The sequence below is a fragment of the Streptomyces olivochromogenes genome, assembly GCF_001514115.1.
Lineage (GTDB): Bacteria > Actinomycetota > Actinomycetes > Streptomycetales > Streptomycetaceae > Streptomyces > Streptomyces olivochromogenes.
In genome coordinates this window covers 123,558-150,477 of sequence record NZ_KQ948460.1, presented here as the reverse complement: position 1 = coordinate 150,477, position 26,920 = coordinate 123,558, and the positions used below count along the sequence as shown (strand labels likewise).

The 26,920-nt window shown below is 70.8% G+C and carries 20 protein-coding genes; 15 read left to right on the top strand and 5 right to left on the bottom strand.

Annotated elements, in window-relative coordinates; translation table 11 throughout:
• Window positions 1-274 precede the first annotated feature (274 nt).
• Window positions 275-2,275: an acetate--CoA ligase gene (gene acs, locus AQJ27_RS26465; RefSeq protein ID WP_201264352.1), complete on the bottom strand. Its 2,001-nt coding sequence runs from the start codon at window positions 2,273-2,275 to the stop codon at window positions 275-277.
• A gap of 465 nt (window positions 2,276-2,740) precedes the next feature.
• The gene (locus AQJ27_RS26460; RefSeq protein ID WP_067374374.1) at window positions 2,741-5,164 is read right to left on the bottom strand and encodes a bifunctional SulP family inorganic anion transporter/carbonic anhydrase; all 2,424 of its coding nucleotides are present in this window, start codon (window positions 5,162-5,164) and stop codon (window positions 2,741-2,743) included.
• 334 nt (window positions 5,165-5,498) lie between these two features.
• On the opposite strand from AQJ27_RS26460, the gene AQJ27_RS26455 reads away from it, so the two are divergent.
• Window positions 5,499-6,761, top strand: a complete 1,263-nt coding sequence (locus AQJ27_RS26455) for a polysaccharide deacetylase family protein (protein WP_067373867.1) — start codon at window positions 5,499-5,501, stop codon at window positions 6,759-6,761.
• On the opposite strand, the gene AQJ27_RS26450 is transcribed toward AQJ27_RS26455, so the two are convergent.
• Complete coding sequence (locus AQJ27_RS26450) at window positions 6,751-7,731, bottom strand: ATP-binding protein (protein WP_067373864.1); 981 nt, start codon at window positions 7,729-7,731, stop codon at window positions 6,751-6,753. The two genes, AQJ27_RS26455 and AQJ27_RS26450, sit on opposite strands and share 11 nt — an antisense overlap.
• Window positions 7,732-7,832: 101 nt before the next feature.
• Between AQJ27_RS26450 and AQJ27_RS26445 the strand changes: the two genes are divergently transcribed.
• On the top strand, window positions 7,833-8,657 hold the full coding sequence (locus AQJ27_RS26445) for a Fic family protein (RefSeq protein ID WP_067373861.1): 825 nt from the start codon (window positions 7,833-7,835) through the stop codon (window positions 8,655-8,657).
• 358 nt (window positions 8,658-9,015) lie between these two features.
• On the opposite strand, the gene AQJ27_RS26440 is transcribed toward AQJ27_RS26445, so the two are convergent.
• Window positions 9,016-9,849, bottom strand: a complete 834-nt coding sequence (locus tag AQJ27_RS26440; protein WP_067373858.1) for an HAD family hydrolase — start codon at window positions 9,847-9,849, stop codon at window positions 9,016-9,018.
• 596 nt (window positions 9,850-10,445) lie between these two features.
• Here AQJ27_RS26440 and ssd point away from each other — a divergent pair.
• The 7 genes from ssd to AQJ27_RS26405 all read left to right on the top strand — a co-directional run bounded on the left by ssd (window position 10,446) and on the right by AQJ27_RS26405 (window position 15,549).
• Window positions 10,446-11,540: a septum site-determining protein Ssd gene (gene ssd / locus AQJ27_RS26435; protein ID WP_067373855.1), complete on the top strand. Its 1,095-nt coding sequence runs from the start codon at window positions 10,446-10,448 to the stop codon at window positions 11,538-11,540.
• Complete coding sequence (locus tag AQJ27_RS26430) at window positions 11,537-12,733, top strand: TadA family conjugal transfer-associated ATPase (protein ID WP_067373851.1); 1,197 nt, start codon at window positions 11,537-11,539, stop codon at window positions 12,731-12,733. The genes ssd and AQJ27_RS26430 overlap by 4 nt, the downstream gene beginning before the upstream one ends.
• On the top strand, window positions 12,730-13,599 hold the full coding sequence (locus AQJ27_RS26425; protein WP_067373848.1) for a type II secretion system F family protein: 870 nt from the start codon (window positions 12,730-12,732) through the stop codon (window positions 13,597-13,599). Before AQJ27_RS26430 ends, AQJ27_RS26425 begins: the two co-directional genes overlap by 4 nt.
• The gene (locus tag AQJ27_RS26420; protein ID WP_067373844.1) at window positions 13,596-14,378 is read left to right on the top strand and encodes a type II secretion system F family protein; all 783 of its coding nucleotides are present in this window, start codon (window positions 13,596-13,598) and stop codon (window positions 14,376-14,378) included. Before AQJ27_RS26425 ends, AQJ27_RS26420 begins: the two co-directional genes overlap by 4 nt.
• A gap of 61 nt (window positions 14,379-14,439) precedes the next feature.
• Window positions 14,440-14,646 carry a DUF4244 domain-containing protein gene (locus tag AQJ27_RS26415; RefSeq protein ID WP_067373841.1) on the top strand — a complete coding sequence of 69 codons (207 nt, stop codon included), beginning with the start codon at window positions 14,440-14,442 and terminating at the stop codon, window positions 14,644-14,646.
• On the top strand, window positions 14,633-15,106 hold the full coding sequence (locus tag AQJ27_RS26410) for a TadE family type IV pilus minor pilin (protein ID WP_107120694.1): 474 nt from the start codon (window positions 14,633-14,635) through the stop codon (window positions 15,104-15,106). The genes AQJ27_RS26415 and AQJ27_RS26410 overlap by 14 nt, the downstream gene beginning before the upstream one ends.
• Entirely contained in the window at window positions 15,103-15,549 is a 447-nt protein-coding gene (locus tag AQJ27_RS26405; RefSeq protein WP_079065265.1) for an Rv3654c family TadE-like protein, read from the top strand. The genes AQJ27_RS26410 and AQJ27_RS26405 overlap by 4 nt, the downstream gene beginning before the upstream one ends.
• Here the strand turns inward: AQJ27_RS26405 and AQJ27_RS26400 are convergent.
• The gene (locus tag AQJ27_RS26400; protein WP_079065264.1) at window positions 15,515-17,968 is read right to left on the bottom strand and encodes a DEAD/DEAH box helicase; all 2,454 of its coding nucleotides are present in this window, start codon (window positions 17,966-17,968) and stop codon (window positions 15,515-15,517) included. The two genes, AQJ27_RS26405 and AQJ27_RS26400, sit on opposite strands and share 35 nt — an antisense overlap.
• An 80-nt stretch (window positions 17,969-18,048) precedes the next feature.
• Between AQJ27_RS26400 and bldG the strand changes: the two genes are divergently transcribed.
• The 6 genes from bldG to AQJ27_RS26370 all read left to right on the top strand — a co-directional run bounded on the left by bldG (window position 18,049) and on the right by AQJ27_RS26370 (window position 26,909).
• Entirely contained in the window at window positions 18,049-18,390 is a 342-nt protein-coding gene (gene bldG / locus AQJ27_RS26395) for an anti-sigma factor antagonist BldG (RefSeq protein WP_010986038.1), read from the top strand.
• Between the two features lie 116 nt (window positions 18,391-18,506).
• A complete protein-coding gene (locus tag AQJ27_RS26390; RefSeq protein ID WP_067373830.1) occupies window positions 18,507-18,941 on the top strand; it encodes an ATP-binding protein in 435 nt (144 codons plus the stop codon).
• 299 nt (window positions 18,942-19,240) lie between these two features.
• On the top strand, window positions 19,241-21,646 hold the full coding sequence (locus AQJ27_RS26385; RefSeq protein ID WP_067373827.1) for a sodium-translocating pyrophosphatase: 2,406 nt from the start codon (window positions 19,241-19,243) through the stop codon (window positions 21,644-21,646).
• Between the two features lie 212 nt (window positions 21,647-21,858).
• Window positions 21,859-22,443, top strand: a complete 585-nt coding sequence (locus tag AQJ27_RS26380; RefSeq protein WP_067373825.1) for a small secreted protein — start codon at window positions 21,859-21,861, stop codon at window positions 22,441-22,443.
• Window positions 22,444-22,853: 410 nt separating this feature from the next.
• The gene (locus tag AQJ27_RS26375) at window positions 22,854-24,383 is read left to right on the top strand and encodes a DUF7059 domain-containing protein (RefSeq protein WP_425275230.1); all 1,530 of its coding nucleotides are present in this window, start codon (window positions 22,854-22,856) and stop codon (window positions 24,381-24,383) included.
• Window positions 24,384-24,539: 156 nt separating this feature from the next.
• Entirely contained in the window at window positions 24,540-26,909 is a 2,370-nt protein-coding gene (locus AQJ27_RS26370) for a serine/threonine-protein kinase (RefSeq protein ID WP_067373822.1), read from the top strand.
• Window positions 26,910-26,920: the final 11 nt, after the last annotated feature.

Here is a 26,920-nt window from a genome sequence, read left to right as displayed (position 1 = left end):
GCGGAGCCCTGCCTGGCGCGCACCGGAGGTCCAGCAAGGCGATGGGTGCTGGGGGCCGGAGCGGCGCGTTGCCGGGGATGCGGGGGCAGAGCCCGGTGCGAGGTGAGCGCGGAGTCCAGCGCCGCTGGGCATGCGGCGGAGCGTCGTGGTGCACCGGGATGTGGGGCGGGGCGTCGTGGTGTACCGGGATGTGGGGCGGAGCCCCGAAAGGTTGGGGGTGTGGGGGCACCTAGTGCCCCCACACCAAAAAGCGGCGGGTGGGTGGGGGAAACCCTCAGTCCTCGCTCGGCGCCGCCGGCAGCTTCGCCTGGATGAGATCCATCACCGTGGAGTCCGTCAACGTCGTGACATCCCCCAGCTCCCGGTTCTCCGCCACGTCACGCAACAACCGCCGCATGATCTTCCCGGACCGGGTCTTCGGAAGCTCGGCCACCGGCAACACCCGCTTCGGCTTGGCGATCGGCCCCAGCGTCGCCCCCACGTGATTCCGCAGATCCGCCACCAGCCCGGCATCCTCCGCGGAAGCGGTCCCCCGCAGAATCACGAACGCGACAATCGCCTGCCCCGTCGTCTCGTCCGCCGCACCGACCACCGCCGCCTCGGCGACCGAAGGATGCGAGACGAGCGCCGACTCGACCTCGGTCGTCGAGATGTTGTGCCCGGACACGAGCATCACGTCGTCGACCCGCCCGAGGAGCCAGATGTCCCCGTCGTCGTCCTTCTTCGCCCCGTCCCCGGCGAAGTACTTCCCCTCGAACCGCGACCAGTACGTGTCGAGGAACCGCTGGTCGTCGCGCCAGATCGTGCGCAGCATCGACGGCCACGGCTCGGTGAGCACCAGGTACCCGCCACCCCCGTTGGGGACCTCCCGGGCCTCGTCGTCGACCACGGTCGCCGAGATCCCCGGCAACGGCCGCTGCGCCGACCCCGGCTTGGTCTCGGTGACTCCCGGCAGCGGCGAGATCATCATCGCGCCGGTCTCGGTCTGCCACCACGTGTCCACGATGGGCGTCCGGTCGCCGCCGATGTGCTTGCGGTACCAGATCCACGCCTCGGGGTTGATCGGCTCACCCACGGACCCCAGCACCCGCAGGCTGCTGAGATCGAACTTCGCGGGGATGTCGTCCCCCCACTTCATGAACGTACGGATCGCGGTGGGCGCCGTGTAGAGAATCGTCACCCCGTACTTCTGCACGATCTCCCAGAACCGCCCCTGGTGCGGCGTGTCCGGCGTCCCCTCGTACATCACCTGCGTCGCACCGTTCGAAAGCGGTCCGTACGTGATGTACGAGTGCCCGGTGACCCAGCCGATGTCGGCCGTGCACCAGTACACGTCGGTCTCCGGCTTCAGGTCGAAGACGGCGTGGTGGGTGTACGAGGCCTGGGTGAGGTACCCGCCCGAGGTGTGCAGGATGCCCTTCGGCTTCCCCGTGGTCCCGGAGGTGTAGAGGATGAACAGCGGCTGCTCGGCGTCGAACGCCTCCGGCGTGTGCTCGGCGGACTGCCGCTCGACGATCTCGTGCCACCACACGTCGCGGCCCTCGGTCCAGTCGACCTCCTGGCCGGTACGGCGGACCACCAGCACCTTGTCGACCCCGTCGACCCGGCTCACCGCGTCGTCGACGGCCGGCTTGAGCGCGGACGGCTTGCCTCGCCGGTAACCGCCGTCGGAGGTGATGACCAGCTTGGCGTCCGCGTCCTGGATGCGCGTGGCGATCGCCTCCGCGGAGAATCCACCGAAGACGACCGAATGCGCCGCGCCGATCCGTGCACACGCAAGCATCGCGACGACGGCCTCGGGGATCATCGGCAGATAGATGGCGACCCGGTCGCCCTTCCCGACGCCCAGCTCGATCAGTGCGTTGGCGGCCTTGCTCACCTCGTCCTTGAGCTCGGCGTAGGTGATCGCCCGGCTGTCACCGGGCTCGCCCTCGAAATGGATGGCGACACGGTCGCCGTTCCCGGCCTCCACATGCCGGTCGACGCAGTTGTACGCGACGTTCAGCTTCCCGTCGGCGAACCACTTCGCGAACGGCGGGTTCGACCAGTCCAGCGTTTCGGTCGGCTCGGTGGCCCAGGTCAGCCGGCGGGCCTGCTCGGCCCAGAAGCCGAGCCTGTCAGCCTTGGCCTGCTCATACGCCTCCGCGGTGACATTGGCGTTCGCCGCCAGGTCGGCGGGCGGCGCGAACCTGCGCTCTTCCTTCAGCAGGTTGGCCAGGCTTTCGTTGCTCACGACATCTCCCTTTCCCAGGGTGTCCGTTGTGTCCCAGGCCACAGCTCATCAGACCGGGGGCCTCGATGACAAGGGCCGACCTAAAATTGGTTTAGACCTATCGAGGAGCTGGGGTCCCTTCAGAAGTACGCACCAGGCGCGCCTGGGGTACGCACTCCGAGCCACGTACGGACAGGCGCGCGGGTTCACCCGGCAACCTTTCCCGCCACCGCTCCCCACGCGGGTGCCGTGACACATGACACGCCCGGGCGTGTCGCGGCCCCCCCCGTCTGGCCCACCCTCATGTCCGGCCCACCCCCCGTCCGGCCCGCCCCTACATCCGCCCCCCACGTCCGCCCCTCATGTCCGGCTCCTCACACCTGGCCTGCACGCCCGGCCCCCGCGCCCGGCCCTCCCCCCCGGAAGGGTGCCCCGCCCCACACTCCCGCCGCATCCACACGCACGGCGTGGCGCGCACCCCCGTCGAGCGGGGCCGCGCACCACGCCGAGGTCACACGGGTGGCGAGGTCAGGCGGGGTGCCGCAGATCCTCCGCCGCCCCCACATGATCGAACAGCTCGCCGTCGTCGCGTTCGACCAGCAGATACGCCTGCGCCTCCCCGACGTGGAAGTACATCCCGTGCAGCTCGAGCGCACCCTCCCGCAGGGCCCGCGCCACGGACTCGTGCGCCCGCAGATGCTCCAACTGCTGCACCACGTTGGTCAGACACAGCTGCTCCACCGCGTCGGCCGGCGCCCGCCCGGCGAGCCGGGCCCAGGGGCGGTTCTTGGCGGCCATCCGCTCCAGACTCGGCAGCCCGTGCCGCAGCCACCGCTTGAGTGGGGTCTGCGCACCGCCGGGCTCCGCGTTCAACAGGGCCTGCATGGCCCCGCATCCGGAGTGCCCGCACACCGTGATGGATCGCACATGCAGCACATCCACCGCGTACTCGATCGCCGCGGCCACCGAATCGTCCCCGCTCTCCTCCCCGGGCTTCGGCACGAGGTTGCCCACGTTGCGTACGACGAACAGGTCGCCCGGTCCGCTGGAGGTGATCATGGACGTGACGAGCCGCGAGTCGGCACAGGTCAGGAACAGCTGCGACGGCCGTTGCCCTTCCCGCGCCAGCCGCGCCAGCTCACCCCGCACCAGGGGCGCGGTGTTGCGCTGGAACGCGCTGATTCCACGCGCCAGTTGATGCCCGCTCTGCCCACTGCGGCCATCGTGCTTGGCGGCACCGGATGCACCGTCCGCACTGTCCGGCCCCTCCGACCCGTCTGCTGGGCCCGCCCCATCCGACCGGTCGTCGGCGGATGCGGGCTGCGGACCGGCGGAGGGTTCGCAGTAGTGGTTGCGCCATGGCGTCCAGGGGCGGCAGCGGCAGTGGGAGGGGCCCGCGGGCTCGGCGATCCGGGTGCCGGCCCGTCCGGTCAACTCGACCGTGCCACCTCGCGCGACATGCGCGTTCTGCCAGTCCTGCAGGGACTCGTATGCCGCGTGGTCCATGAATGATCCGTCCAACTCCAGGACCACGTGCGCCCCTTGGGGTACGAGGTGCAGGGCGCGGCTGAGTCGAGGCACCGCGAGGAACGTCAACTGCCCTCGTACTCGTACGTAATGGACTCCTCCTCTCTCTTCATGTGTGATGCGCGTGCGGGCGAGGCGGTGCAGGGCGACGGCGACGGCCACGGCGACCCCCAGCACCACGCCCTCGAGAACACCGAGGCACACGACGCCGAGCGTGGTGACGACGTACACCAGCACTTCGCGGTGGCGGGTGACCGTGCGGATGTGGTGCAGGGACACCATCTGGATGCCGACGGCCATCACCAGGGCGGCGAGCGATGCGAGGGGGATCAGCTCCAGGATCGGGACCATCAGCAGCGCGGCAACTACTACGAAAACGCCGTGCAGCATCGTGGAGTTCCGGCTCACGGCACCGGCTTGCACATTCGCCGAACTGCGCACGGCGACTCCGGCGACGGGCAGCCCGCCGAGCGCGCCGGAGACGACATTGGCGGCGCCCTGACCCAGCAACTCCCGGTTCAGGTCGGAGCGGCCCACCCGGGTTTGCTGCGCGGGCCGTCCTGCCACCAGCTTGTCCACGGCCACGGCGCCGAGCAGCGACTGCACACTGCACACCAGCGTGACGGTGAGGACGGCGGCGGCGATCCCGAGCACCGGCCCCTCGGGGAGCCCGGCCAGCGCGTGACTGCTCCACGACGGCAGGTCGACCTTGGGCAGGACCAGCCCGGTGAGTGAGGCGGTCAGGGTGGCCCCTGCGACGGCGACGAGCGCGGCCGGCACGGTACGCAGGGCGTGCCCGACCCGGCCGGGAATCCGCGGCCAGGCGAAGAGGAGCGTCAGTGTCAGCACGCTCATCGAGACCGCCGCGGGGTGAACGTGCGCCAACTGGGCAGGCAGCGCACTCAGGTTGTCGAGCACGGAGCTCTGCGGGGTCCCGCCCAGGACGATGTGCAGCTGGGCGACGGCGATGGTCACGCCGATGCCGGCCAGCATGCCATGCACGATCGCGGGGCTGACGGCGAGCGCCGTGCGGGCCACGCGCAGGCATCCCAGGCCCAGCTGGGCGACTCCGGCGAGGACGGTGATGGCGCAGGTCGCACGCCATCCGTAGTGGTGGATGAGCTCGGCGGTGACGACCGTGAGCCCGGCGGCGGGCCCGCTCACCTGGAGCGGTGAGCCGCCGAGCCGGGCGGCGACGATTCCGCCCACGGCGGCGGCGACGAGGCCCGACTGGAGCGGCGCGCCGGTGGCGAGCGCGATGCCGAGGGACAGGGGTAGGGCGATCAGGAAGACCGCGATCGAGGCTGACAGATCGGCGCCCGCGATACGGAATCGGCGGGGCGGGGTCGGTGGGGGGCTGTGGGGTTGGTGGTTGCGCGTGGGCCGAGTCGAGTCGGCGGCGCGGGTGGGGACGCAGGCAGACATTCCCGTCTCCTCCGGGGCGGCGCGGTCGCGGAACAGGTGGTCCCCGTTCAGGGAGGACGGGGGCAGATCGCGGCCGTGGGTCACGGCGTGCAGCGGCGGGACTTTCAACGCTCGGTAAACGGATCGTAATCCAGAGTAAAGCCCACATGCGGACTTTAGTGGCAAATGGGGCAGTAAATCACTCTCGTGGGTGAAGCGATCTTTTTATCGGCTTGTCGTATTTATTCGATCTCAGCCTCGTGCGACCTTGGCGGCGCTGTCGGCATTTCGCCGCACAACACCCTAGAACGCCCAAAGCGGCGTTGCTCTGACAGAAGGAAGAAGGTGGGCGGAGATGGCCGCCACCCAGAGGATCGCCGCGGGCGTAGCAGTCGCCGCGGCCTGCGCCACGGCGCTCGCCGGCTGCGCCACCGGCACCACCGGCTCCAAGGAAGGCGCGAACGAGGCGGCGGGGGCCCCGGCGCCCCAGAGCGCGGTCCGCCTGATCGGCGACGGCTCCACCGCGTACACCGGAGCGCAGCCGCATCTGCCCAAGCCCGAGCGGCTGAAGCCCGGTCAGAAGCCCCCGCAGTTCGTGGTCTTCTCGTGGGACGGCGCCGGCGAGGACAGCCAGAAGCTCTTTTCGCACTTCCGCAAGGTCGCCCAGGCCAACGGGGCGACGATGACCTACTTCCTGAGCGGCGTGTACCTGCTGCCGGAGGACAAGCGCGAGCTGTACAAGCCGCCGGAGCACTCGCCGGGCAGCTCGGAGATCGGCTTCAACGACGAGAAGGGCATCAAGGACACCGTCGAGCAGCTACGCGGTGCGTGGCTGGAGGGCAACGAGATCGGCACGCACTTCAATGGCCACTTCTGTGGTGCGGACGGCGGTGTCGGCGAGTGGTCGGTCGCGGAGTGGAAGAGCGAGATCGCCCAGGCGAAGGCGTTCGTGAAGTCCTGGAAGACCAACGCGGCCATGAAGAACGCGGCTCCGCTGCCCTTCGACTACGACAAGGAGCTCATCGGCGCCCGCACGCCCTGCCTGGAGGGCCAAAAGAACTTCATGAAGGCGGCCCGGCAGCTGGGCCTCCGCTATGACACCAGCGGCGTCAACAACCAGCTCTGGCCCAAGAAGAAGAACGGCCTGTGGGATCTGTCGATGCAGTTGGTCCCCTTCCCCGGGCACACCTTCGAGCAGCTCACCATGGACTACAACTTCATGGTCAACCAGTCGGGCACACAGACCCAGGGCGACCCCGACAAGCAGGAGTACTGGGGTAACCAGATGCGTGACGGCCTGCTCAAGGGCTTCGACCGTGCCTACGACGGCAACCGTGCGCCGCTGATCATCGGCAACCACTTCGAGTCCTGGAACGGCGGCACCTACATGCGTGCCATCGACCAGGTCGTGGAGAACGTCTGCAACAAGCCCGACGTCCGCTGTGTCTCCTTCCGGCAACTCGCCGACTGGCTCGACGTCCAGGACCCGACCACGCTGGACAGACTGCGCGGTCTCAACGTCGGAGAGGTCCCGAAGCAGGGCTGGGCGTCCTTCCTGTCGGGCCGCCCCGCCCCGGCCCCGAAGGGCATCCCCGGGGCGCCGGCCCTCAAGCCGTAGCCACCAGTCCCTCTCCCAGCACGAAACCGGGGTCGACCTGCGCCGCCAGGTCGGCCCCGGTCCTCTCGTTGCCCCAGCTGCCCGCGTTCTTCAGGTGGAAGTGCACCATCTGGCGCGTGTAGCGCTCCCAGTCCCGCAGCTCGTACGTGGCGTCGGCGGCGGTCTGCAAGGTGCGCAGGGAGCGGCGGTTGGCGTCCTCCAGGAGCTCGAACCGGGGCGGGCGGCCCTTCTCCATGGCGCGCACCCAGTCCGAGTGCCCGACTGTGACCAGGAGGTCGTCACCGACCTCGGCGCGGAGGAAGTCGATGTCGTCCTGGCCCTGCACCTTGTTGCCGACGACCTTCAGGATGACTCCGAAGTCGCGGGCGTACTCCTTGTACTGCCGATAGACGGAGACTCCCTTCCGGGTCGGCTCGGCGACGAGGAACGTGATGTCGAATCGGGTGAACATGCCGGACGCGAAGGAGTCGGAGCCCGCCGTCATGTCGACGACGACGTACTCGCTCTGGCCGTCGACGAGGTGGTTCAGGCAGAGCTCCACTGCACCGGTCTTGGAGTGGTAGCAGGCCACTCCCAAATCGGCCTCGCTGAACGGGCCGGTGACCATCAAACGGACGGCGCCGCCGTCGAGTTCCACCGGCCGCGCACAGGCGTCGTACACCGGATTGTTCTCGCGCACCCGCAGCAGTCGGGACCCCTCACCGGGCGGGGTCGTCTTGATCATCGTCTCGGCGGACGTGATCCGCGGATTGGAGCCGCGCAGGTAGTCCTTGATCGCCTTTAGCCGCGGGCCCATGGCGGGCAGCCCGGCGGCCACCGCCTCGTCGAGGCCGAGGGCGGCCCCCAGGTGTTGGTTGATGTCGGCGTCCACCGCGACGACCGGCGACCCCGAGGCCGCGAGGTGGCGGATGAAGAGGGAGGACAGGGTCGTCTTGCCGCTGCCGCCCTTCCCTACGAAAGCAATTTTCATGTTCACCAAGGGTAGTGGGACGATTGCGTACAGTGCCCTGGTGACGTGAAGAAGACCACTCCTTCGTGGGGTGGGCCGCCGGGGTGCGTAGGGTCGTACTCATGAGTACGACAGGCGCGACCGCCGATCCGCTCGCGGCCCTGGGCTCGCTGCCCGGCGTGGCCGAATCCGTCGAGTCCGTCCGCAAGGCAGTGGACCGGGTCTACGGACACCGGATCATGCGGCGCCGCAGCACCGAGATCACTTCCGAGGCCGCACTGCGGGGCGCCCGTGGTTCCGCGGCCCTGTCCGGCGCCGACTGGGCCCTCGAAGAGGTACGCCGCCGCACCGACTTCAGTGGTGACAACGAGGCCCAGACGGTCGGCGCGGCTCTGCGGCTGACCGCGGAATCGGGCCAACTCCTGTCCATCTGGCGACAGTCGCCCCTCCGGGTGCTGGCCCGACTGCACCTCGTCGCGGCCGCGGACCAGGGGGACACCGTCGGCAGGCCTCGCCAGGACGGCGAACCGGTCGACGAGCCGCTCGTCGAGCTGCCCCTGCCGGACGCGACCGAGGTGGCCGGCAGGCTCGAAGGGCTCTCGCAGCTGATCATCGCGGGTGGTTCGGCCCCGGCCCTGGTGACGGCTGCCGTCGTACACGGCGAGCTGCTCGCCCTGCGCCCCTTCGGCACCCACAACGGCCTGGTCGCACGCGCGGCCGAGCGCATCGTCCTGGTCGGCAGCGGCCTGGACCCCAAATCCGTCTGCCCGGCGGAGGTCGGTCACGCCGAGCCGGGCCGCGCGGCCTACCTGGCGGCACTGGAAGGCTATGTCTCCGGAACCCCGGAGGGCATGGCGACCTGGATCGCCCACTGCGGCAGGGCGATCGAACTGGGAGCCAGGGAGTCGACGGCCGTCTGCGAGGCGCTTCAGCGCGGCGCGGCGTAAGTCTCCGGACAGGGTTGCGGCGGTACGAGTTTTCGTACCGCCGCTGGCATGCTCACCGGGTTACCAAGCGTCCTCGATATTTGCCCATCAGGTCGGGAACTCCTGCCCGTCACCTGGTGCGGCTGGCCCGTAATCGACGGGTCGACGTCGCGTGGGTGCTCGATGTCCATGCGCGGTCCGTGGGGCCTTGGTTGCGTTTGAAGGTGATCCTTTCGGATGTCCTTGGTCTCGCGGGCCGTTAAACCCTTTCTACTCCTGGTCCAGAGGAAGCGGAACCCCTGGCTGTACTTCTTTACTTTTAGGTTCAAATGGGAGTGAATCGGGACGTAGATGTGCCGCACGCACACGCGTGACGCGCTCACACCACCGTCGCGCGCCGTTTGCTCGCGTACCAGACCAGTCCCGCCGTGGCCGCCGCCGCTCCTATCGCGGCCGCCGCGACGAGCGCCGGACGCGGCGGCACCGACAGTGCGGGCAGCCGCTGTTTGAGCCGAACCGGCCGGTGGAAGTCCAGAATCGGCCATGAGCGGGCAAGCGCCTCGCGTCGCAGCGCACGGTCCGGATTCACCGCATGGGGATGGCCGACGGCCTCCAGCATCGGAACGTCGGTCGAGGAGTCGCTGTAGGCGTAGCAGCGCGCGAGGTCGTACCCCTCGGACGCGGCCAGCTCCTTGACCGCCTCGGCCTTCGTCGGCCCGTACGCGTAGTACTCCACTTCTCCGGTGAAGCAGCCGTCCTCGCCGACGACCATGCGCGTGGCCACCACCCGGTCCGCGCCGAGCAGCTCTCCGATCGGCTCGACCACCTCCGCCCCGGACGTGGAGACGATCACGACGTCGCGCCCGGCGGTGTGGTGCTCCTCGATGAGGGAGGCGGCCTCGTCGTAAATGATCGGGTCGATCAGGTCGTGCAGCGTCTCGGCGACGATCTCCTTGACCTGCTGGACGTTCCAGCCCCGGCACAGCGCGGACAGGTACGCGCGCATCCGCTCCATCTGATCGTGGTCCGCGCCGCCCGCCATGAACACGAACTGGGCATATGCGGTGCGCAACACGGCCCTTCGGTTGATCAGCCCGCCTTGGTAGAACGACTTGCTGAACGTGAGCGTGCTCGACTTCGCAATGACCGTCTTGTCCAGGTCAAAGAAGGCTGCCGTGCGAGGCAAGGAGTGGTTTTCCACGAGCCCGAGCATATGCGCCCACCATTCGGGCTAGTGTGGGGCGCGTGGGTTTGCCTGAGAGGGCTCTCGGGTACACCATGGAAGTCACGGATCGTTCGCGACCGTGCTAACCCGGTCCGACTCCTCCCCCCCCGAGTCGGCCGTGGGGACGACCCCCGCTCTCCCCCCCGGCGGGGGTCGTCGCATGTCCGGATGGGTTTTTCCCCTCTTCTGCGCGGCCCCGGGACCCCGTTGTCACCGCTGTGGCCGCCCCTTCCGCGCGCCCATGATTCGTCACTCTGCGTATCCGTGAGGCTGCTCTGTGGAAGTCACAGGCGACTCACCGGTATGGGTGAAGGCGATATTCACAGCCACTGAGTTGTCCACAGTTATCGACCAAGATCCACACGATTTTCTGGATCGCTGCACCGTGATTCCAGCGCGTCCCGCTCGCGGCGAGTTCCTCGCGGCAAGTTCATGGTCGGTTCCGTTTGTCGGACGCGTTTGGCCGGTTCGTATCGGCCGTTCATATGGAGGCCGCTTGCCGGTTCTTCACACGAGCGGGAATCGCGGGTCCGCAGAGGACCTTGCGAGCTCCGCGCAAGGAGCAGCGAAGGGGGCTGGAGATCGTGGCGGGAGCCATCACACACGACCTGCCGCCCGCCGCCGACGGGCGGCAGGGCGGACCATTGATCGTCACGGAGGACGCCGAACTCCTCGACGACCTGCTGCGCCTGTGCGCCGCGGCGGGCGCGAGGCCGGAGGTCCACCACGGGGTGCCTGAGGGCCGCGGCAGCTGGGAGGCGGCACCGCTCGTCCTGGTCGGCGACGACGCGGCGCGGCGCGTACGTGGAGCAGCGCGCCGACGCGGAGTCGTGCTGGTCGGCAGGGACCAGGACGACTCCGGCGTCTGGAAACGGGCTGTCGAGATCGGAGCCGACCACGTCCTGATGCTTCCGGACGGCGAGCAGTGGCTCGTCGACCGCATCGCCGACGTGGCCGAGGGAGTCGGCCGCCCCGCGCTCACCGTCGGCGTGATCGGCGGCCGCGGCGGGGCCGGAGCCTCCACGCTGGCCTGCGCGCTCGCCGTCACCTCTGCGCGCGAGGGACGCCGCACCCTGCTCGTGGACGCGGATCCCCTGGGTGGCGGACTCGACGTACTCCTGGGCGGAGAAGCCGCCGAAGGCCTGCGCTGGCCGGCGTTCGCCGCCTCCCGCGGCAGGGTCGGCGGCGGCGCCCTGGAGGAGTCCCTTCCCGAACTGCACGCGCTGCGCGTCCTCAGCTGGGACCGCGGCGACTCCGTCACCATCCCGGCGCAGGCCGTCCGCGCGGTCCTGGCCGCCGCCAGACGGCGCGGCGGCACCGTGGTCGTCGACCTGCCCCGCCGCGTCGACGAAGGAGTCGCGGAAGCCCTCGCCCAGCTCGACCTCGGACTGCTGGTCGTCCCCGCCGATCTGCGCGCCGTCGCGGCGGCCAAACGGGTGGCGTCCGTGGTCGGCATGGTCCTGCGCGATCTGCGCGTCGCGGTCCGCGGCCCCTACACGCCGGGCCTCGACGACCGTGAAGTGGCCCGCCTGCTCGGACTGCCACTGGTCGGCGAAGTGCCCGCGGAATCCGCGCCGCTGGACACCGGCGTGCCACCCGGCGGAGCGGCGCGGGGGCCGCTCGCCCGGTTCTGCACGGCCTTCTGGCAGCGGGTTCCGGTGGAAGGCGGGGGCGTATGAGCCGGCAGACCGGCACGGGCGCGGGGACCGGCACGGGACTGCTGGACGGCGTACGGCAGTGGCTCGCCGAGAGCGGGTCGGAACCGACTCCCGCGCGCGTGGCGCAGGCCCTGCGCGAGCAGGGGCGAGTGCTCGGAGACGCCGAAGTCCTCGGCGCCGCCGAGCGGTTGCGCTCCGAGCTGGTCGGCAGTGGGCCACTGGAGCCGCTGCTCGCCGACCCGTCGGTGACCGACGTCCTGGTGTCCGCGCCGGACCGGGTGTGGGTGGACCGGGGTGGTGGACTGGAACTGACGACCGTCTCCTTTCCGGACGCGGCGGCCGTACGACGCCTCGCGCAGCGCCTCGCGGCCGTGGCCGGGCGAAGGCTCGACGACGCCCGCCCCTGGGTCGACGCCCGGCTTCCGGACGGCACCCGCCTGCACGCGGTGCTGCCCCCGGTGGCCGTCGGCTCCACCTGCCTGTCGCTGCGGGTCGTACGGCCGCGCGCGTTCACCCTCGACGAGTTGGTGGCGGCGGGGACAGTCCCGCCCGGTGGGGACCGGGTGCTCAGAGCCCTGCTGGACGCCCGGCTGTCGTTCCTGATCAGCGGCGGCACCGGAAGCGGCAAGACGACCCTGCTGAGCGCGCTGCTGGGGCTGGTCGGTACCGGGGAGCGGATCGTGCTGGCCGAGGACTCGGCGGAGCTGCGGCCCGACCATCCCCATGTGGTGCGCCTGGAGGGGCGGCCCGCCAACCAGGAGGGCGTCGGACTCGTGGCGCTCCAGGACCTGGTCCGTCAGGCCCTGCGCATGCGACCGGACCGGCTGGTGGTCGGCGAGGTGCGCGGACCGGAGGTCGTGTCGCTCCTGGCGGCGCTCAACACCGGCCACGAGGGCGGCTGCGGAACGGTCCACGCGAATGCGGCGGCGCAGGTACCGGCCCGTCTGGAGGCCCTGGGCACGGCGGCAGGGCTCGACAGGGCCGCGCTGCACAGCCAGTTGGCGGCGGCGCTGTCCGTGGTCCTGCATCTCGTACGCGACCGGACCGGGCGGCGGCGGATCGCCGAGGTGCACGTCCTGGAGCGCGATGCGACGGGGTTGGTGGTGACGGTGCCCGCGCTGCGGTGGGGCGCGGAGGCGTTCGCGTACGAGCGGGGGTGGGAGCGGCTGCGGGGGCTGCTCCGGGACGGGACCGAGGGGAGTGGGCTGTCATGACGGGGGCCGGTGACGTCTCGGTGGAGGCGGCCATGGCGTGTGCCGGGGCGGCGGCCTGGTTGATGGGCGGCTGGGACGCGGGGGCACGCAGGGCGCGGCTGCTGTGCGCGGGTGGCGGGGTGGTGGCCACCGGACCGCCGGCGTGGGAGCGGGCACGGGCCGAGTGGCGGCGACTGCGCGGGCGGCTGCGCCCCGAAGGGTGGTCACTGGTCGCCGGGTTGGTGATCGCGGTACTGGGCGCGTCCGTGGTGCCGCTGTTCCTCGGGGCGGCCGGGATACCGCTGCTCCGCCGAGTACGGCGGGCCGGGGAGGCGCGGCGCGCGGGGGAGCGTCGGGGTGAGGCGGTGATCGCCCTGTGCGGGGCGCTGGCCGGCGAGGTGCGGGCCGGGCATCAGCCGGGCGAGGCACTGCGGAGAGCCGCGCGCGACTCGGGCGGGCTCGGCGAGGCGCAGGCGGTGGTGCTGGCGGCGGCGCGGTTCGGCGGTGATGTGCCGGGCGCGCTCACCGACGCGGCACGGCAGCCGGGGGCCGACGGGCTGGTGGGGCTCGCCGCGTGTTGGCGGGTGGCGGTGGACCGGGGCGCGGGCCTGGCGGCGGGCCTCGACCGCCTGGAAGGGGCCTTGTGCGCGGAGCGGGACCAACGGGACGACCTGCGCGCCCAATTGGCGGGATCGCGATCCACGGCGGTGATGCTCGCGGGGCTGCCCGTTCTGGGCCTTCTGCTCGGTACCGCGCTGGGCGCCGATCCGCTGCACGTGCTGCTGCACAGCGGGCCGGGTCTGGGCTGTCTGGCGGTCGGTGGGGTGCTGGAGGGCGTGGGGCTGTGGTGGGCGCTGCGCATCGTGAGGGGAGCGGAGGCGGCATGAGTACGGAAGTTGTCCACAGGCTGGGGACGCTCGTGTGCGGGGCGCTGGCGCTGGGGTGGCTGCCGCGTGCGCTCGGTGCGGCGCGGCGTGAGCGACGGGCGCGCAGAAGGCTGACCGGGCTGCTGGCCCTGGAGAGGACGCCCGAGAGGCGGCACCTCGCGGTCCGGGACGTCGTGCGGCGGTGGCTGCCGGTGGCGGGCGCGGTGTGCGCCGGCTGGGTGCTGGTCGGGGGTCTTGCCGGGGTTGTGATGGGGCTGCTGGCCGGGCTCGGGGCCTGGCGGTGGCGGCAGCGGCGCGGACCGGGGCCGGTGGAGGAGTACGACGCGGCGCTGGCTGCCCGGCAACTCCCCCTGGCGGCCGACCTGGTCGCGGCCTGTATCGCGGCGGGGGCGGACCCCGTGGCCGCGGCGCAGGCGGTGGGCGAGGCCCTGGGCGGACCGGTGGGGGAGCGGCTCGCGCGGGGTGCGGCGGAGGTGCGGCTCGGGGGCGAACCGGTCGAGGCATGGCGGAGGTTGGCGTCGCTTCCGGGCGCGGGGGCGCTGGCACGGCTGCTGGAACGGGCGGGGGAGTCGGGGGTCCCGGCTGCCGTGCCGGTCGGGCGGCTCGCCATGGAGGCCCGCGCCGAGCGGGGCCGCAGCGCGACGGCGCGGGCACGGCGGGCGGCTGTCATGGTCACCGCGCCCGTGGGGCTGTGCTTTCTTCCCGCGTTCCTCGCGATGGGCGTCCTGCCCGTGGTGATCGGGCTGGCGGACGGGGTGTTGGGAGGGGGTGGCGGATGACGGGCGGCGGTGCGCGGTGAACGACGGACGATCAACAGGTTCGAACCTTACGGGGGTTGAGATGTGCAAGACGGTGGGTGTACGGATGCGGGCGTGGCTGCTGGGTCTGGCGGCGCGCAGGGACGCGGGAATGGTCACCTCCGAGTACGCGGTGGGTGTCCTCGCGGCGGTGGCCTTCGCGGCGGTGCTCTACAAGGTGGTGACGAGCGGCCAGGTCGGCGCGGAGTTGCAGGGCATCGTGGGGCGGGCGCTCAATGCGCCGATGTGAGCGCGGGACGGCGGGTCGGGGCCGGGACCGGGATCGGAGCCGCGGCCGGAGTCGGAGCTGGGACCGGAGCCGGAGCTCGGACCGGATCTGGGACCGGAGTTGGTATCGGGACCGGGACCGGGGATTCGTGACCGCCGAGGCCGCCGTGGTGCTGCCCTCGCTGGTGCTCGTCGGAATGGCGCTGGTCTGGGCCCTGCTCGCCGCGTCGGCACAGATCCAGTGCGTGGACGCGGCCAGGGCGGGTGCCCGCGCGGCGGCCCGCCAGGACCCGCCGGACACGGTGCTGGCGACGACCCGCCGCGCGGCACCGCGCGGCGCCAGGGTCACGGTGACCCGGGAGGGCGACCTCGTCCGGGTCACGGTCGAGGCGAGCGCGCCGGGACCGGACGGACTGTCACTGGAGCTCAGCGACGAGGCCGTGGCGTTGGCGGAGGAGACGCTGGGGGCGGTGAGGGGATGAGGGTCTGGAGCCGCGGTCACGTCGCGCGGACGGCCGCTCGGAACAGATGGCGCACCTACCGGATCCGTTGCTCGGACAGAGGATCGGCCACCGTCTGGACCGTCGGGGCGATCGCCGTGCTGTGTGTCGTGTTCGGGGCTGTCCTGGCCATGGGACAGGCGGTCGTGGTCCGGCACCGCGCGGCGGGGGCGGCCGACCTGGCCGCGCTCGCCGCGGCGGACCACTGGGCGGACGGCGGCACGGCGGCCTGCGCCCAGGCGGACCGGGTGGCGCGGGCCCAGCGTGCCCGGCTGGCGCGGTGCGCCGTGGAGGGCGAGATCTCGGACGTCACGGCCGCGTCGGGCGCCGGCCCCTTCGCCGTGGAGGTCAGGTCCAGAGCCGGTCCCGCGAGACCACAGGAGCCGGCGCCTAGACCTCCGGCGCCCCCCGCAGCAGCTCCGTGAGCAGCCGCACAGCGCCCCGTTTGTGCAGCGGCTCGTTCCCGTTGCCGCACTTGGGGGACTGGATGCAGGACGGGCAGCCGGCCTCGCACTCGCAGGACGCGATGGCCTGCCGGGTGGCGGTGAGCCAGGCGCGGGCGGTGTGGAAGGCGCGCTCCGCGAACCCCGCGCCGCCCGGGTGGCCGTCGTAGACGAAGACCGTGGGCAGGAGCGTGTCCGGGTGCAGCGGGATGGACACGCCGCCGATGTCCCAGCGGTCGCAGGTCGCGAACAGCGGGAGCATGCCGATCGACGCGTGCTCGGCGGCGTGCAGGGCGCCGCCGAGGATCTCCGGGTTGATGCGGGCCGCGTCCAGCTGGTCCTCGGTGACCGTCCACCACACGGCGCGCGTGCGGAGCGTACGAGGAGGGAGGTCGAGTTTCGACTCGCCCAGCACTTCACCGGTGATGACACGACGACGCAGGAAGGAGACGACCTGGTTGGTGACCTCGACGGAGCCGTAGCACAACCGGCCCTCGCCCCAGGGGACTTCGATGTCCGTCTCCAGGACGGAGATGGACGTCGTGTCGCGGGCGACCGTCGAATACGGCGGGTTGGCCTCCTCGACCAGGGCGACGGAGTCCTCCAGGTCCAGGTGCTTCACCAGGTACGTACGGCCCTGGTGGAGGTGGACCGCGCCCTCGTGGACCGTGGTGTGCGCGGAGCCCGCGTCGACCGTGCCGAGCAGCCGTCCGGTCCCGGCCTCGACGATCTGCACCGGACTGCCGCCCTCGCCGCGGATGTCGGTCAGGTCGGCGGCCCGCTCACGACGGGTCCAGTGCCACGCCGTCGCTCGTCGGCGCAGCAGCTTCGCGGCCTCCAGCTGTGGCAGCAGGTCCGCGGCGGTCGGGCCGAAGAGCTCCAGATCCTCTTCGGTGAGGGGGATCTCGGAGGCGGCGGCGCACAGGTGCGGGGCCAGGACGTACGGGTTGTCGGGGTCGAGGACGGTGGATTCCACCGGCTGGTCGAACAGGGCCTCGGGGTGGTGCACGAGGAACGTGTCCAGCGGGTCGTCGCGGGCGACGAGGATCGCGAGTGCGCCCTGCCCCGAGCGGCCGGCGCGGCCCGCCTGCTGCCACAGGGAGGCCCGGGTGCCCGGGTAGCCCGCGATGACGACGGCGTCCAGGCCGGAGACGTCGATGCCGAGTTCGAGGGCGGTGGTGGCGGCGAGGCCGAGGAGTTCGCCGGAGTGCAGGGCGCGCTCCAGGGCGCGGCGTTCCTCGGGGAGGTAGCCGCCGCGGTAGGCGGCCACGCGCCGGGCCAGTGAGCGGTCGATCTCGGCGAGGCGTTCCTGGGCGATCACCGCGATCAGTTCGGCGCCGCGGCGGGATCGTACGAAGGCGACGGAGCGCACGCCCTGGAGGGTCAGGTCGGTGAGGAGGTCGGCCGTCTCGGCGATGGCGGTACGCCGAACGGGTGCTCCCTTCTCGCCGTGCAACTCGGTGAGCGGGGGCTCCCAGAGGGCGAACACGAGCTCGCCGCGGGGTGAGGCGTCGTCGGCGATCTCGACGACCGGGAGGCCGGTCAGCCGACGGGCGGCGACCGCGGGCTCCGCGGCGGTCGCGGAGGCCAGCAGGAAGACGGGGGAGGAGCCGTAGCGGGCGCACAGGCGGCGCAGCCTGCGCAGTACTTGGGCCACGTGGGAGCCGAAGACGCCGCGGTAGGTGTGGACCTCGTCGATGACGACGTACTTCAGGGCGCGGAGGAAGGAGGACCAGCGGGGGTGTGAGGGCAATATCCCGCGGTGCAGCATGTCGGGGTTGGTCAGGACGTAGTTGGCGTACTGCCGTACCCACTCGCGTTCCTCGAACGGAGTATCGCCGTCGTACACGGCTGGGCGAACCGCATTGCCCAAAGGTTGTGAAAGTTCCTTCACCGAACGGCGCTGATCGGCTGCGAGGGCCTTTGTGGGGGCCAGGTAGAGCGCGGTGGCCCCCCGGCCGTTCGGAGCCTCGGAGCCGTCCAGGAGGGCCGTCAGGACCGGTGTGAGGTATGCCAGGGACTTTCCCGAGGCGGTGCCGGTGGCGACGATCACGGAGTCGCCGTCCAGGGCGTGCTCGGCGGCCAGCGCCTGGTGGGCCCAGGGGTGTTCGATGCCCGCGGCCTGCACCGCGGCGATGACCTCCGGACGGATCCGGTCGGGCCACACGGCATGGCGACCCGCCCGCGGGGGCAAGTGCTCCGTATGAGTGATGCGCGAAGCCCGGCTCGGCCCCGAGGCGAGCCGGTCCAGGACAGTGCCCGGATCGGGGCGGGAAGCGGTGTCCGTCGAGGGTCGATCGGATCGCTGATTCTTGGCCATCGGCACCGAGTGTGTCACTGGCGTGACGGACAATGGGCCCAAGGCGTCGTGCACGCCTGCCGGTAAGTGATTGAATGCCATCGCGGCTGGCGAACCGTCCCGGGGGCTCTGCCGAGGTGTCCCTTGGGATGACCGCTCGATAGCAAGGTGCTGGAGGATCCGTGGACCTGTCCCTGTCGACCCGTACCGTCGGCGATCGTACGGTCGTCGAGGTCGGTGGCGAAATCGATGTATATACCGCGCCCAAGCTGCGCGAGCAGCTGGTCGAGCTGGTGAACGACGGCAATTTTCATCTTGTCGTCGACATGGAGGGCGTGGACTTCCTCGACTCCACCGGGCTCGGCGTGCTGGTGGGCGGCCTGAAGCGTGTGCGTGCCCATGAGGGCTCGCTGCGACTGGTCTGCAACCAGGAGCGCATTCTGAAGATCTTCCGCATCACCGGTCTCACCAAGGTGTTCCCCATCCACACCTCGGTCGAGGAAGCGGTAGCGGCCACCGACTGACCCCGTCCCGGGGCGTCACGAGTGATGTGGTGTCCGAGACGGTAGAAGCAATGGACGGGGGACCGGGCCTCGGCGGCCCGGCCCCCTGACAGCACGCCCGTAGTTGAGGGGGATGCATGGCCACCGTTGAACTCCGCTTCAGCGCGCTGCCCGAGCACGTCAGGACCGCCCGACTGGTGGCGGCAGCGGTGGCGCGCAGGGCCGGAGTGGACGAGGCCGTCCTCGACGAGGTCAGACTCGCCGTCGGCGAGGCCTGTACTCGTGCCGTCGGACTGCACCAGAGCAACGGCATCTCGGCGCCGGTGCAGGTGAAGCTGATCGAGGAGGAGAAGCAGTTCTCCATCGAGGTCGGCGACGAGGCGCCGCGTTCGGCGCCCGGTGAGGCGGCACCCGGTGCCTCGGGTGATCCGGACATTGACGCCGAGGAGGACGAGATGGGTCTCGCGGTCATCAGTGGCCTCGTCGACGACGTCGAAGTCACCGCCGGTGAGCACGGTGGACTGATCAAGATGAGCTGGCCGACCACGCCGCCGGCCGCGCTCGTTCCCTGATCGCACCCCCGCAACACACTCGAAGGGCCCTGCTCAGCAGGGCCCTTTTTGTATGCCCGCTTCCGGCCGCGGCCCGGCCCCGCCTTTTCGTGAATTCATTCACGATCAATCACGCGATTATTGGATCAAGCGTCAACGCTTTTAGGGCATTACTTCTTTTGGGTCCCATGGATACCCGTCGATCATTTGCTGATGGGCATGTGAAGGCGAATTCCGCTTACCGGGCACTGTTTTGATCAGGTTCCGGTACCTACAATCCGTCCACATCTTGAGCTCAGCACAGGCGTCAAGGAGGACGAATGGCGGGGCTTTCTACCCCTCATCAGTTTGACCATCCCACAACCTTCGCATCCGCAGTACTGACCAATGACAATCGCTTGATCGTGATGGTCATCGGTGCCGTGGCCCTGGCGGCCCTGGTGGTCGCCGGGGTGCTGGTACGGCAAGTGCTCGCGGTCGGCGAGGGCACCGACAGCATGAAGAAGATCGCGACGGCCATCCAGGAAGGTGCGAACGCCTACCTGGGGCGGCAGATGCGCACGCTCGGTGTATTCGCCGTCGTGGTGTTCTTCCTGCTCATGCTGCTGCCCGCGGACGACTGGAATCAGCGCGCCGGACGATCGATCTTCTTCTTGATCGGCGCGGTGTTCTCGGCGACCACCGGTTATATCGGTATGTGGCTCGCCGTACGCAGCAACGTCCGCGTGGCCGCCGCGGCAAGGGAAGCGACTCCGGCCAAGGGCGAACCCGAAAAGGATCTCACCGCCGTCTCGCACAAAGCCATGAAGATCGCTTTCCGTACCGGCGGCGTCGTCGGCATGTTCACGGTGGGGCTCGGTCTGCTGGGCGCCTCCTGTGTGGTGCTGGTGTACGCGGCCGACGCGCCGAAGGTGCTGGAGGGCTTCGGTCTCGGCGCGGCGCTGATCGCCATGTTCATGCGTGTCGGCGGCGGCATCTTCACCAAGGCCGCCGACGTCGGCGCCGACCTGGTCGGCAAGGTCGAGCAGGGCATTCCGGAGGACGATCCGCGCAATGCCGCGACCATCGCCGACAACGTGGGCGACAACGTCGGCGACTGCGCCGGCATGGCCGCGGACCTCTTCGAGTCGTACGCCGTCACGCTCGTCGCCGCGCTGATCCTCGGCAAGGCGGCGTTCGGCGACTCCGGGCTCGCCTTCCCGCTGATCGTGCCCGCGATCGGCGTTCTCACCGCGATGGTCGGCATCTTCGCGGTGGCACCCCGGCGCTCCGACCGCAGCGGCATGTCCGCGATCAACCGCGGCTTCTTCATCTCCGCGGTGATCTCGTTGGTGCTGGTGGCGGTGGCCGTCTTCGTCTACCTGCCGGGGAAGTACGCCGACCTCGACGGCGTCACGGACGCGGCGATCAAGGCGAAGGACGGCGATCCGCGGATCCTGGCGCTCATCGCGGTGGCCATCGGCATCGTGCTGGCCGCGCTCATCCAGCAGCTGACCGGCTACTTCACCGAGACCACCCGTCGTCCCGTACGGGACATCGGCAAGAGCTCGCTCACCGGCGCGGCCACCGTCATCCTGGCCGGTATCTCCATCGGTCTGGAATCGGCCGTCTACACCGCCCTGCTGATCGGCCTCGGCGTCTACGGGGCCTTCCTGCTCGGCGGTACGTCGATCATCCTCGCGCTGTTCGCGGTGGCGCTCGCCGGAACCGGCCTGCTCACCACGGTCGGTGTCATCGTCGCCATGGACACCTTCGGTCCGGTCTCCGACAACGCGCAGGGCATCGCCGAGATGTCCGGCGACGTCACGGGCGCGGGCGCCCAGGTGCTCACCGACCTGGACGCGGTGGGCAACACCACCAAGGCCATCACCAAGGGCATCGCCATCGCCACGGCCGTCCTCGCGGCCTCGGCGCTCTTCGGCTCGTACCGGGACGCGATCCTCACGGCCGCGAACGACGTGGGCGAGAAGGTCTCCGGTCCTGGCGCGCCGCTGAACCTGATGATGGACATCTCGCAGCCCAACAACCTGGTGGGCCTGATCGCGGGCTCGGCGGTCGTCTTCCTGTTCTCGGGCCTCGCGATCAACGCGGTGTCCCGGTCCGCGGGGGCCGTGGTCTACGAGGTGCGGCGGCAGTTCCGCGAGCACCCCGGGATCATGGACTACACGGAGAAGCCGGAGTACGGGCGGGTCGTCGACATCTGCACCAAGGACGCCCTGCGGGAGCTGGCCACTCCGGGTCTGCTCGCCGTCCTGGCGCCCATCGCCATCGGCTTCACGCTCGGCGTCGGCGCGCTCGGCTCGTATCTGGCGGGCGCGATCGGCACCGGCACGCTGATGGCGGTCTTCCTCGCCAACTCCGGCGGTGCGTGGGACAACGCGAAGAAACTCGTCGAGGACGGCCACCACGGCGGCAAGGGCAGTGAGGCCCACGCCGCCACGGTGATCGGCGACACCGTCGGCGACCCCTTCAAGGACACCGCGGGCCCCGCGATCAACCCGCTCCTCAAGGTGATGAACCTGGTGGCGCTGCTGATCGCACCCGCGGTCGTGAAGTTCTCGTACGGCGACGACAAGAACCTCGGTATGCGCATCCTGATCGCGGTGCTCTCGATCCTTGTGATCGTGGGCGCGGTGTACGTCTCCAAGCGGCGCGGGATCGCCGTGGGTGACGAAGGCAACGCGGAACGAGTGTCCAAGTCTCACGACGCCGCGGTGGTTTCGTAGCGTTCGGGTCTTTGGGCAGGTCCCCACGGGCGGGCGGCACGCAGCGACGTGCCGCCCGCCCGTCGTTCGTGCGTGTTGACGCCTGTGTCGTGAGCCTTCTCTCGCATGGAGCAAATGGCTGCAATAGAGACTAAATCGGAAATTCGCCATAGGGGCGGCGCCCATGCGGCGTGTAAGTTCCGGGGCCGAGAGCCACGGAAGGGACCAATCCGGTGAACAAGAAGCTCACGGCCGCACTGTCCGGCGGTGCGGTACTGGTGCTGGCGCTGTCGGCATGCAGCAGCGGTAGTAGTAGCAAGGACGACAAGCTGGACCCCTGGGCCAAGCAGGTCTGTGACGCGGTGCAGCCGCAGGTCCAGAAGATCGCGGCCGCCAACACCGCGATCCAGAAGGAGACCACGGACCAGAGCGCACCGGCGGACGTGCAGAAGGCCGACTCCAAGGGCTTCCAGGACATCTCCGACGCCTACAAGGCGATGGCGGCCGCCATCGAGAAGGCCGGCCCGCCGGACGTGGACAGCGGCAAGACCAAGCAGGAGAACGCGGTCAAGGAGCTCAACGCCCTCTCCGCCTCCTACGCCGATCTGGGGAAGCAGTCCGACGCGCTGAACACGAAGGACCAGGCGAAGTTCGCGGACGGTCTCGACGGCGTCGCCAAGCAGCTGGAGAAGCTCAGCAAGACCGGGACCGACGCCCTGAAGGAGCTCGAAGCGGGCGACGTCGGCAAGGCGATGGCCAAGCAGGTGAGCTGCAAGTCCGCCTCCGCCTCCGCCTCGCCGGCGACCACCCAGGGCTGACCCCCCGAGGAGCGCCCGGAGAGCGACCGCAGAGCGGGATTCGGTCCGGCACCCGGAAAGAGCCCGGTACGCGCGCGTACCGGGCCCGTGGCGCGTGCCCTACGGCTCTCCCGGTACAGCCCACGACTCTCGACGACGCACGCCCACGGCTCTCGACGACGCACGCCCACGGCTCTCGACGACGCACGCCCACGGCTCTCGACGACGCACGCCCACGGCTCTCGACGACGCACGCCCACGGCTCTCGACGACGCACGCCCACGGCTCCCTGCACAAGCACCCCACGGCTCCCCCTCCGCAAAGCCCCCAGACGCCTCGTGTGAAGCCCCCGGGACTCGTCGTGCGGGCTTGTCCACATTCGCGCGGGCTCTGTCCACAGGTGTACGTCCCTTTCGGCGGGAACGGACACAATGGGGGACGTGAGTCACACCAGCCTGTCACCGTTGCCCTCGTCCGACCGCGCCGACGTCGCCGCTCGGCTGCGGGACGCCCTGCTCGGCGCCTCCTTCACCGCCGACGGCCTGCTCGACCTGCTCGGCGCCCCCGCGTACGCGGCGCTGGCGCGCAGCGAGACCGTGCCCGCGCTCCGGGCGACCCGCGGGGACACACCGCTGGAGACGCTCGTACGGCTGTTCCTGCTCCAGCAGCCCGTGCCGCACGCGCGCGTGGCGGACGTGCTGCCGGTGCAGGACTGCCTGGAGAGCGGCTGGCTGACCCGGGCGGGCACGGACGAGGTCGCCGCGACCGTGGACATCCGGCCGTACGGCGGGCCCGGCGGCGAGGACTGGTTCATCGTGTCCGACCTGGGGTGCGCCGTCGGCGGCGCGGGCGGCATCGGCAGCCGGGAGGAGGGCGTCGTCCTGGGTGTGGGCGGCGCGTCCACGACCCTGGCCGGCATCACCGTCCGTACGCCCGTCTCCTCCGCGCTCGACCTCGGCACCGGTTCCGGGATCCAGGCCCTGCACGCCGCGCAGCACGCCACGCGCGTGACCGCGACCGACCTCAACCCGCGCGCCCTGCACATCACCGCGCTCACCCTCGCGCTCTCCGGTGCCCCGGCGGTCGATCTGCGCCAGGGCTCCCTCTTCGAACCGATCGCGGACGACGAGACCTACGACCTGATCGTCTCGAATCCGCCCTTCGTGATCTCGCCCGGCGCCCGGCTCACCTACCGCGACGGCGGGATGGGCGGGGACGATCTGTGCCGCACGCTCGTTCAGCAGGCGGGGGACCGGCTCAGCGACGGGGGGTACGCGCAGTTCCTGGCCAACTGGCAGCACGTGGAGGGCGAGGACTGGCAGGACCGGCTGCGTTCCTGGGTGCCGCGCGGCTGTGACGCCTGGATCGTGCAGCGCGAGGTGCAGGACGTCACGCAGTACGCGGAGTTGTGGCTGCGCGACGCGGGCGACCACCGTGACGACCCCGCCGAGTACCAGGCGCGGTACGACGCGTGGCTGGACGAGTTCGAGGCCCGCAAGGTCAAGGCCGTCGGCTTCGGATGGATCACGCTGCGCAGAACGGCGGCCGCCCAGCCCTCGATCACGGTCGAGGAGTGGCCGCACTCCATCGAGCAGCCGCTCGGCGAGACCGTGCGCGCGCACTTCGACCGCGTCGACTACCTGCGGGGGAGCGACGACGCGGCCTTGCTCGCCGGGCACTTCAGGCTCGTGGCCGAGGTCGTCCAGGAGCAGGTCGGGCTGCCCGGCGCCGAGGACCCGGAGCACGTGGTGCTGCGCCAGCACCGCGGGATGCGCCGGGCCACCAAGGTGGACACGGTCGGCGCGGGCTTCGCGGGCGTGTGCGACGGCACGCTGAGCGCCGGGCGGATCCTGGACGCCATCGCCCAACTGGTCGGCGAGGACCCGGTCTTGCTGCGCGACCGGACGCCCGCGCAGATCCGGCTGCTGGTGGAGCAGGGGTTCCTCGAGCCCGCGGAGTGAAGGGCTGAGTCGCATGTGCCTGTTCTGACGGGATTGGGCAACATTGATCATGATTGGTCGGTAAAAGGGCTCCTGTCAGTGGTGCGTGCGAAGCTACCTTCAAGAGACAAGCTCCATGCGTCCTCGGGGGAGGCGCGCTGTCTCGGGGGAGGCGCCATGACGGGGGAGACGCCGGATCAGGGCGAGGGCAGGATCATCGGCGGCCGGTACCGGCTGCTGCGGACGCTCGGCGCGGGCGGCATGGGGAGGGTGTGGCTCGCGTACGACGCGGAGTTGGCCTGCGAGGTCTCCATGAAGGAGATCGCGCTGCCGGACGTGCCGATGGACGCGGCGGAGCATGGGCAGCGCGTCGCCCGGGCGCGCAGCGAGGCCCGGCACGCGGCGCGGCTGCGCGGGCATCCCCATGTGGTCACCGTGCACGACGTGGTGGTGCATGAGGGACTGCCGTGGATCGTCATGGAGTACGTGCCGGACGCGGTCGATCTGCAGGCGGTCGTACGGCAGTCGGGGCCGCTGTCGCCCGCTCGGGCCGCCCGGATCGGGCTGGCCGTCCTCGACGCGCTCTCCGCCGGACACCGGATCGGGATCCTCCACAGGGATGTGAAACCGGCCAACATCCTTCTGGCGCCCGACTCTTCGGGTGATCCCTACGCGCGCGTACTGCTCACCGACTACGGGATCGCGCTCCAGCCCGAGTCCCGCGAGCCCCGGCTCACCGCAACCGCCGGCATCCTCGGTACGCCCGGCTATCTCGCCCCCGAGCGCGCCCGCGGCGAGCCGCCCACCCCGGCCGCGGACCTCTTCTCCCTCGGCGCCACGTTGTACGCCGCCGTCGAGGGCCGTGGCCCCTTCGACCGGCCGGGTCAGTACGCGACGCTGACGGCCCTGCTCGGAGAGGAACCCACCCCGCCCGTCCGAGCCGGTGAACTGACCCCCGTGCTGCACGGACTGCTGGTCAAGGACCCATTGCGGCGGTCGTCGCCGGAGGCGGTCGCACGGGGGCTTGAGCGGGTGGTGCAGGCGGCGGCGGGCGGGGTGTTCGGGCCACCGCCGGGGTATCCCGCGGGGCTACCGCCGGGGTACGTCGCGGGGCCGTCGCCCGGGTACGCCGCCGGACCGTCACCCGAGTACGCCGCCGGGGCACCGCCCGGGTTTCCCGCCGGGGCACCGCCCGGGCATGTCACGGGCTCGCCTCCGGGAACCCCGCAGACCCCCGGCGTCCCGCAGATTCCCAGCACTCCGCAGACTCCAGGCGTTCCGCAGGCACCCGGCGTTCCGCAGATCCCCGGCGTCCCGCCGACTCCAAACGTTCCAGGCGTTCCGCAAATCCCAGGCGTTCCACAGACCTCAGGCGTCCCACAGACCCCCGGCGTCCCGCAGACCTCAGGCGCACCCCCGACCCCAAACACCCCGTACGACCCGAACGCCCCGTACAACCCCAACACCCCGCACAACCCGAACACTCCACCCGGCGGCCCGGCCGCCGGGTGCCCGTTCGGGCCGCCCTCCGGCATCCCGCCTGCGTACGGCCCCTGGCGCCCGTCCACTCCCAGTGGCGCGTACGAGTGGAATCCGTACGCCGGGACCGGTGCGCCCACCGGGTCCACGGCCGCTCCGCCCCGGCCGCCGGCGCGTCGCAGGAGGCCTCTGGTCCCTGTCGTCGCCCTCGTCGTGGGCGTTCTCCTGGTGGTCGTCGGCGGCACCTGGGCCGCCGTCTCACTCACCGGCGACGACGGCGGCACGAAGGACGCGACCGCGAAGAAGCGCCCCACAGGGAGCCCGTCGCCGGGACCGACGGGGCCGGTGTATCCGTACGGCGAACAGGTGGGCCTCACCAAGCCGTTGCAGGCCGGCGACTGCGTGAAGGCGGTCTGGTCGGGACCCGCCTTCAAGTCGGCGCTCAACCTGGGCGTCGTGAACTGCGCCAAGGACTGGCCGGACGGCCAGGTCGTGGCCGTCGACACGGCCGACGACTACGCCGACGCCCTCGCCCATGGCGCGCAGCGCTGCACCAGCCAGAGCGCGGCGACGGCCGACGCCCTGCCCGACGCGGGTGTCTACGCCGTCGCACCGACGAAGGACGGCTTCGGCGCGGCCGAGGGCGGTACGGCATGTCTCGTGCTCGGACGCCATGTCGCGATAGGCGGCGAGGTGGGGCGGTTCCGGGACGCGGGGGTGAATCTGTGGCCCACCCAGATGGGCACCGGGGACTGCTGGAACTACGCGGAGAAGGGCAAGAGCTTCGATGCTCACCTGGCGGACTGTGCTGAGCCGCACACCGACCAGGTGATCGGCACCGCGCAGGCCGCGGCGGGCATGGACTACAAGAAGGCCCTCGCCCAGGGAGGCAAGCTCTGTACCAACAAGTTCGCGTCGAGTTGGGCGTTCGACACGGAGCACACCGTCTCCGGTTGGCTGGCCAGTGAGGAGGAGTGGAATCAAGGATTCAACAAAGTCCTGTGCACCGTGAGACGGGCCGACGGTGCGCGGACGAGCGAGCGGATACCCGATCCCGCCACGGTCTGAGCGGTCCATGA

What these genes read in the sequence shown, in the direction of transcription:
- AQJ27_RS26460 (WP_067374374.1), bottom strand. Translation starts at nt 5,164, where the DNA reads ATGTCTGCCTGCGTCCCCACCCGCGCCGCCGACTCGACTCGGCCCACG.
- AQJ27_RS26455 (WP_067373867.1), top strand. Translation starts at nt 5,499, where the DNA reads ATGGCCGCCACCCAGAGGATCGCCGCGGGCGTAGCAGTCGCCGCGGCC.
- AQJ27_RS26450 (WP_067373864.1), bottom strand. Translation starts at nt 7,731, where the DNA reads ATGAAAATTGCTTTCGTAGGGAAGGGCGGCAGCGGCAAGACGACCCTG.
- AQJ27_RS26445 (WP_067373861.1), top strand. Translation starts at nt 7,833, where the DNA reads ATGAGTACGACAGGCGCGACCGCCGATCCGCTCGCGGCCCTGGGCTCG.
- AQJ27_RS26440 (WP_067373858.1), bottom strand. Translation starts at nt 9,849, where the DNA reads ATGCTCGGGCTCGTGGAAAACCACTCCTTGCCTCGCACGGCAGCCTTC.
- AQJ27_RS26430 (WP_067373851.1), top strand. Translation starts at nt 11,537, where the DNA reads ATGAGCCGGCAGACCGGCACGGGCGCGGGGACCGGCACGGGACTGCTG.
- AQJ27_RS26425 (WP_067373848.1), top strand. Translation starts at nt 12,730, where the DNA reads ATGACGGGGGCCGGTGACGTCTCGGTGGAGGCGGCCATGGCGTGTGCC.
- AQJ27_RS26420 (WP_067373844.1), top strand. Translation starts at nt 13,596, where the DNA reads ATGAGTACGGAAGTTGTCCACAGGCTGGGGACGCTCGTGTGCGGGGCG.
- AQJ27_RS26415 (WP_067373841.1), top strand. Translation starts at nt 14,440, where the DNA reads ATGTGCAAGACGGTGGGTGTACGGATGCGGGCGTGGCTGCTGGGTCTG.
- AQJ27_RS26410 (WP_107120694.1), top strand. Translation starts at nt 14,633, where the DNA reads ATGCGCCGATGTGAGCGCGGGACGGCGGGTCGGGGCCGGGACCGGGAT.
- AQJ27_RS26405 (WP_079065265.1), top strand. Translation starts at nt 15,103, where the DNA reads ATGAGGGTCTGGAGCCGCGGTCACGTCGCGCGGACGGCCGCTCGGAAC.
- AQJ27_RS26400 (WP_079065264.1), bottom strand. Translation starts at nt 17,968, where the DNA reads ATGGCATTCAATCACTTACCGGCAGGCGTGCACGACGCCTTGGGCCCA.
- AQJ27_RS26390 (WP_067373830.1), top strand. Translation starts at nt 18,507, where the DNA reads ATGGCCACCGTTGAACTCCGCTTCAGCGCGCTGCCCGAGCACGTCAGG.
- AQJ27_RS26385 (WP_067373827.1), top strand. Translation starts at nt 19,241, where the DNA reads ATGGCGGGGCTTTCTACCCCTCATCAGTTTGACCATCCCACAACCTTC.
- AQJ27_RS26375 (WP_425275230.1), top strand. Translation starts at nt 22,854, where the DNA reads ATGGGGGACGTGAGTCACACCAGCCTGTCACCGTTGCCCTCGTCCGAC.
- AQJ27_RS26370 (WP_067373822.1), top strand. Translation starts at nt 24,540, where the DNA reads ATGACGGGGGAGACGCCGGATCAGGGCGAGGGCAGGATCATCGGCGGC.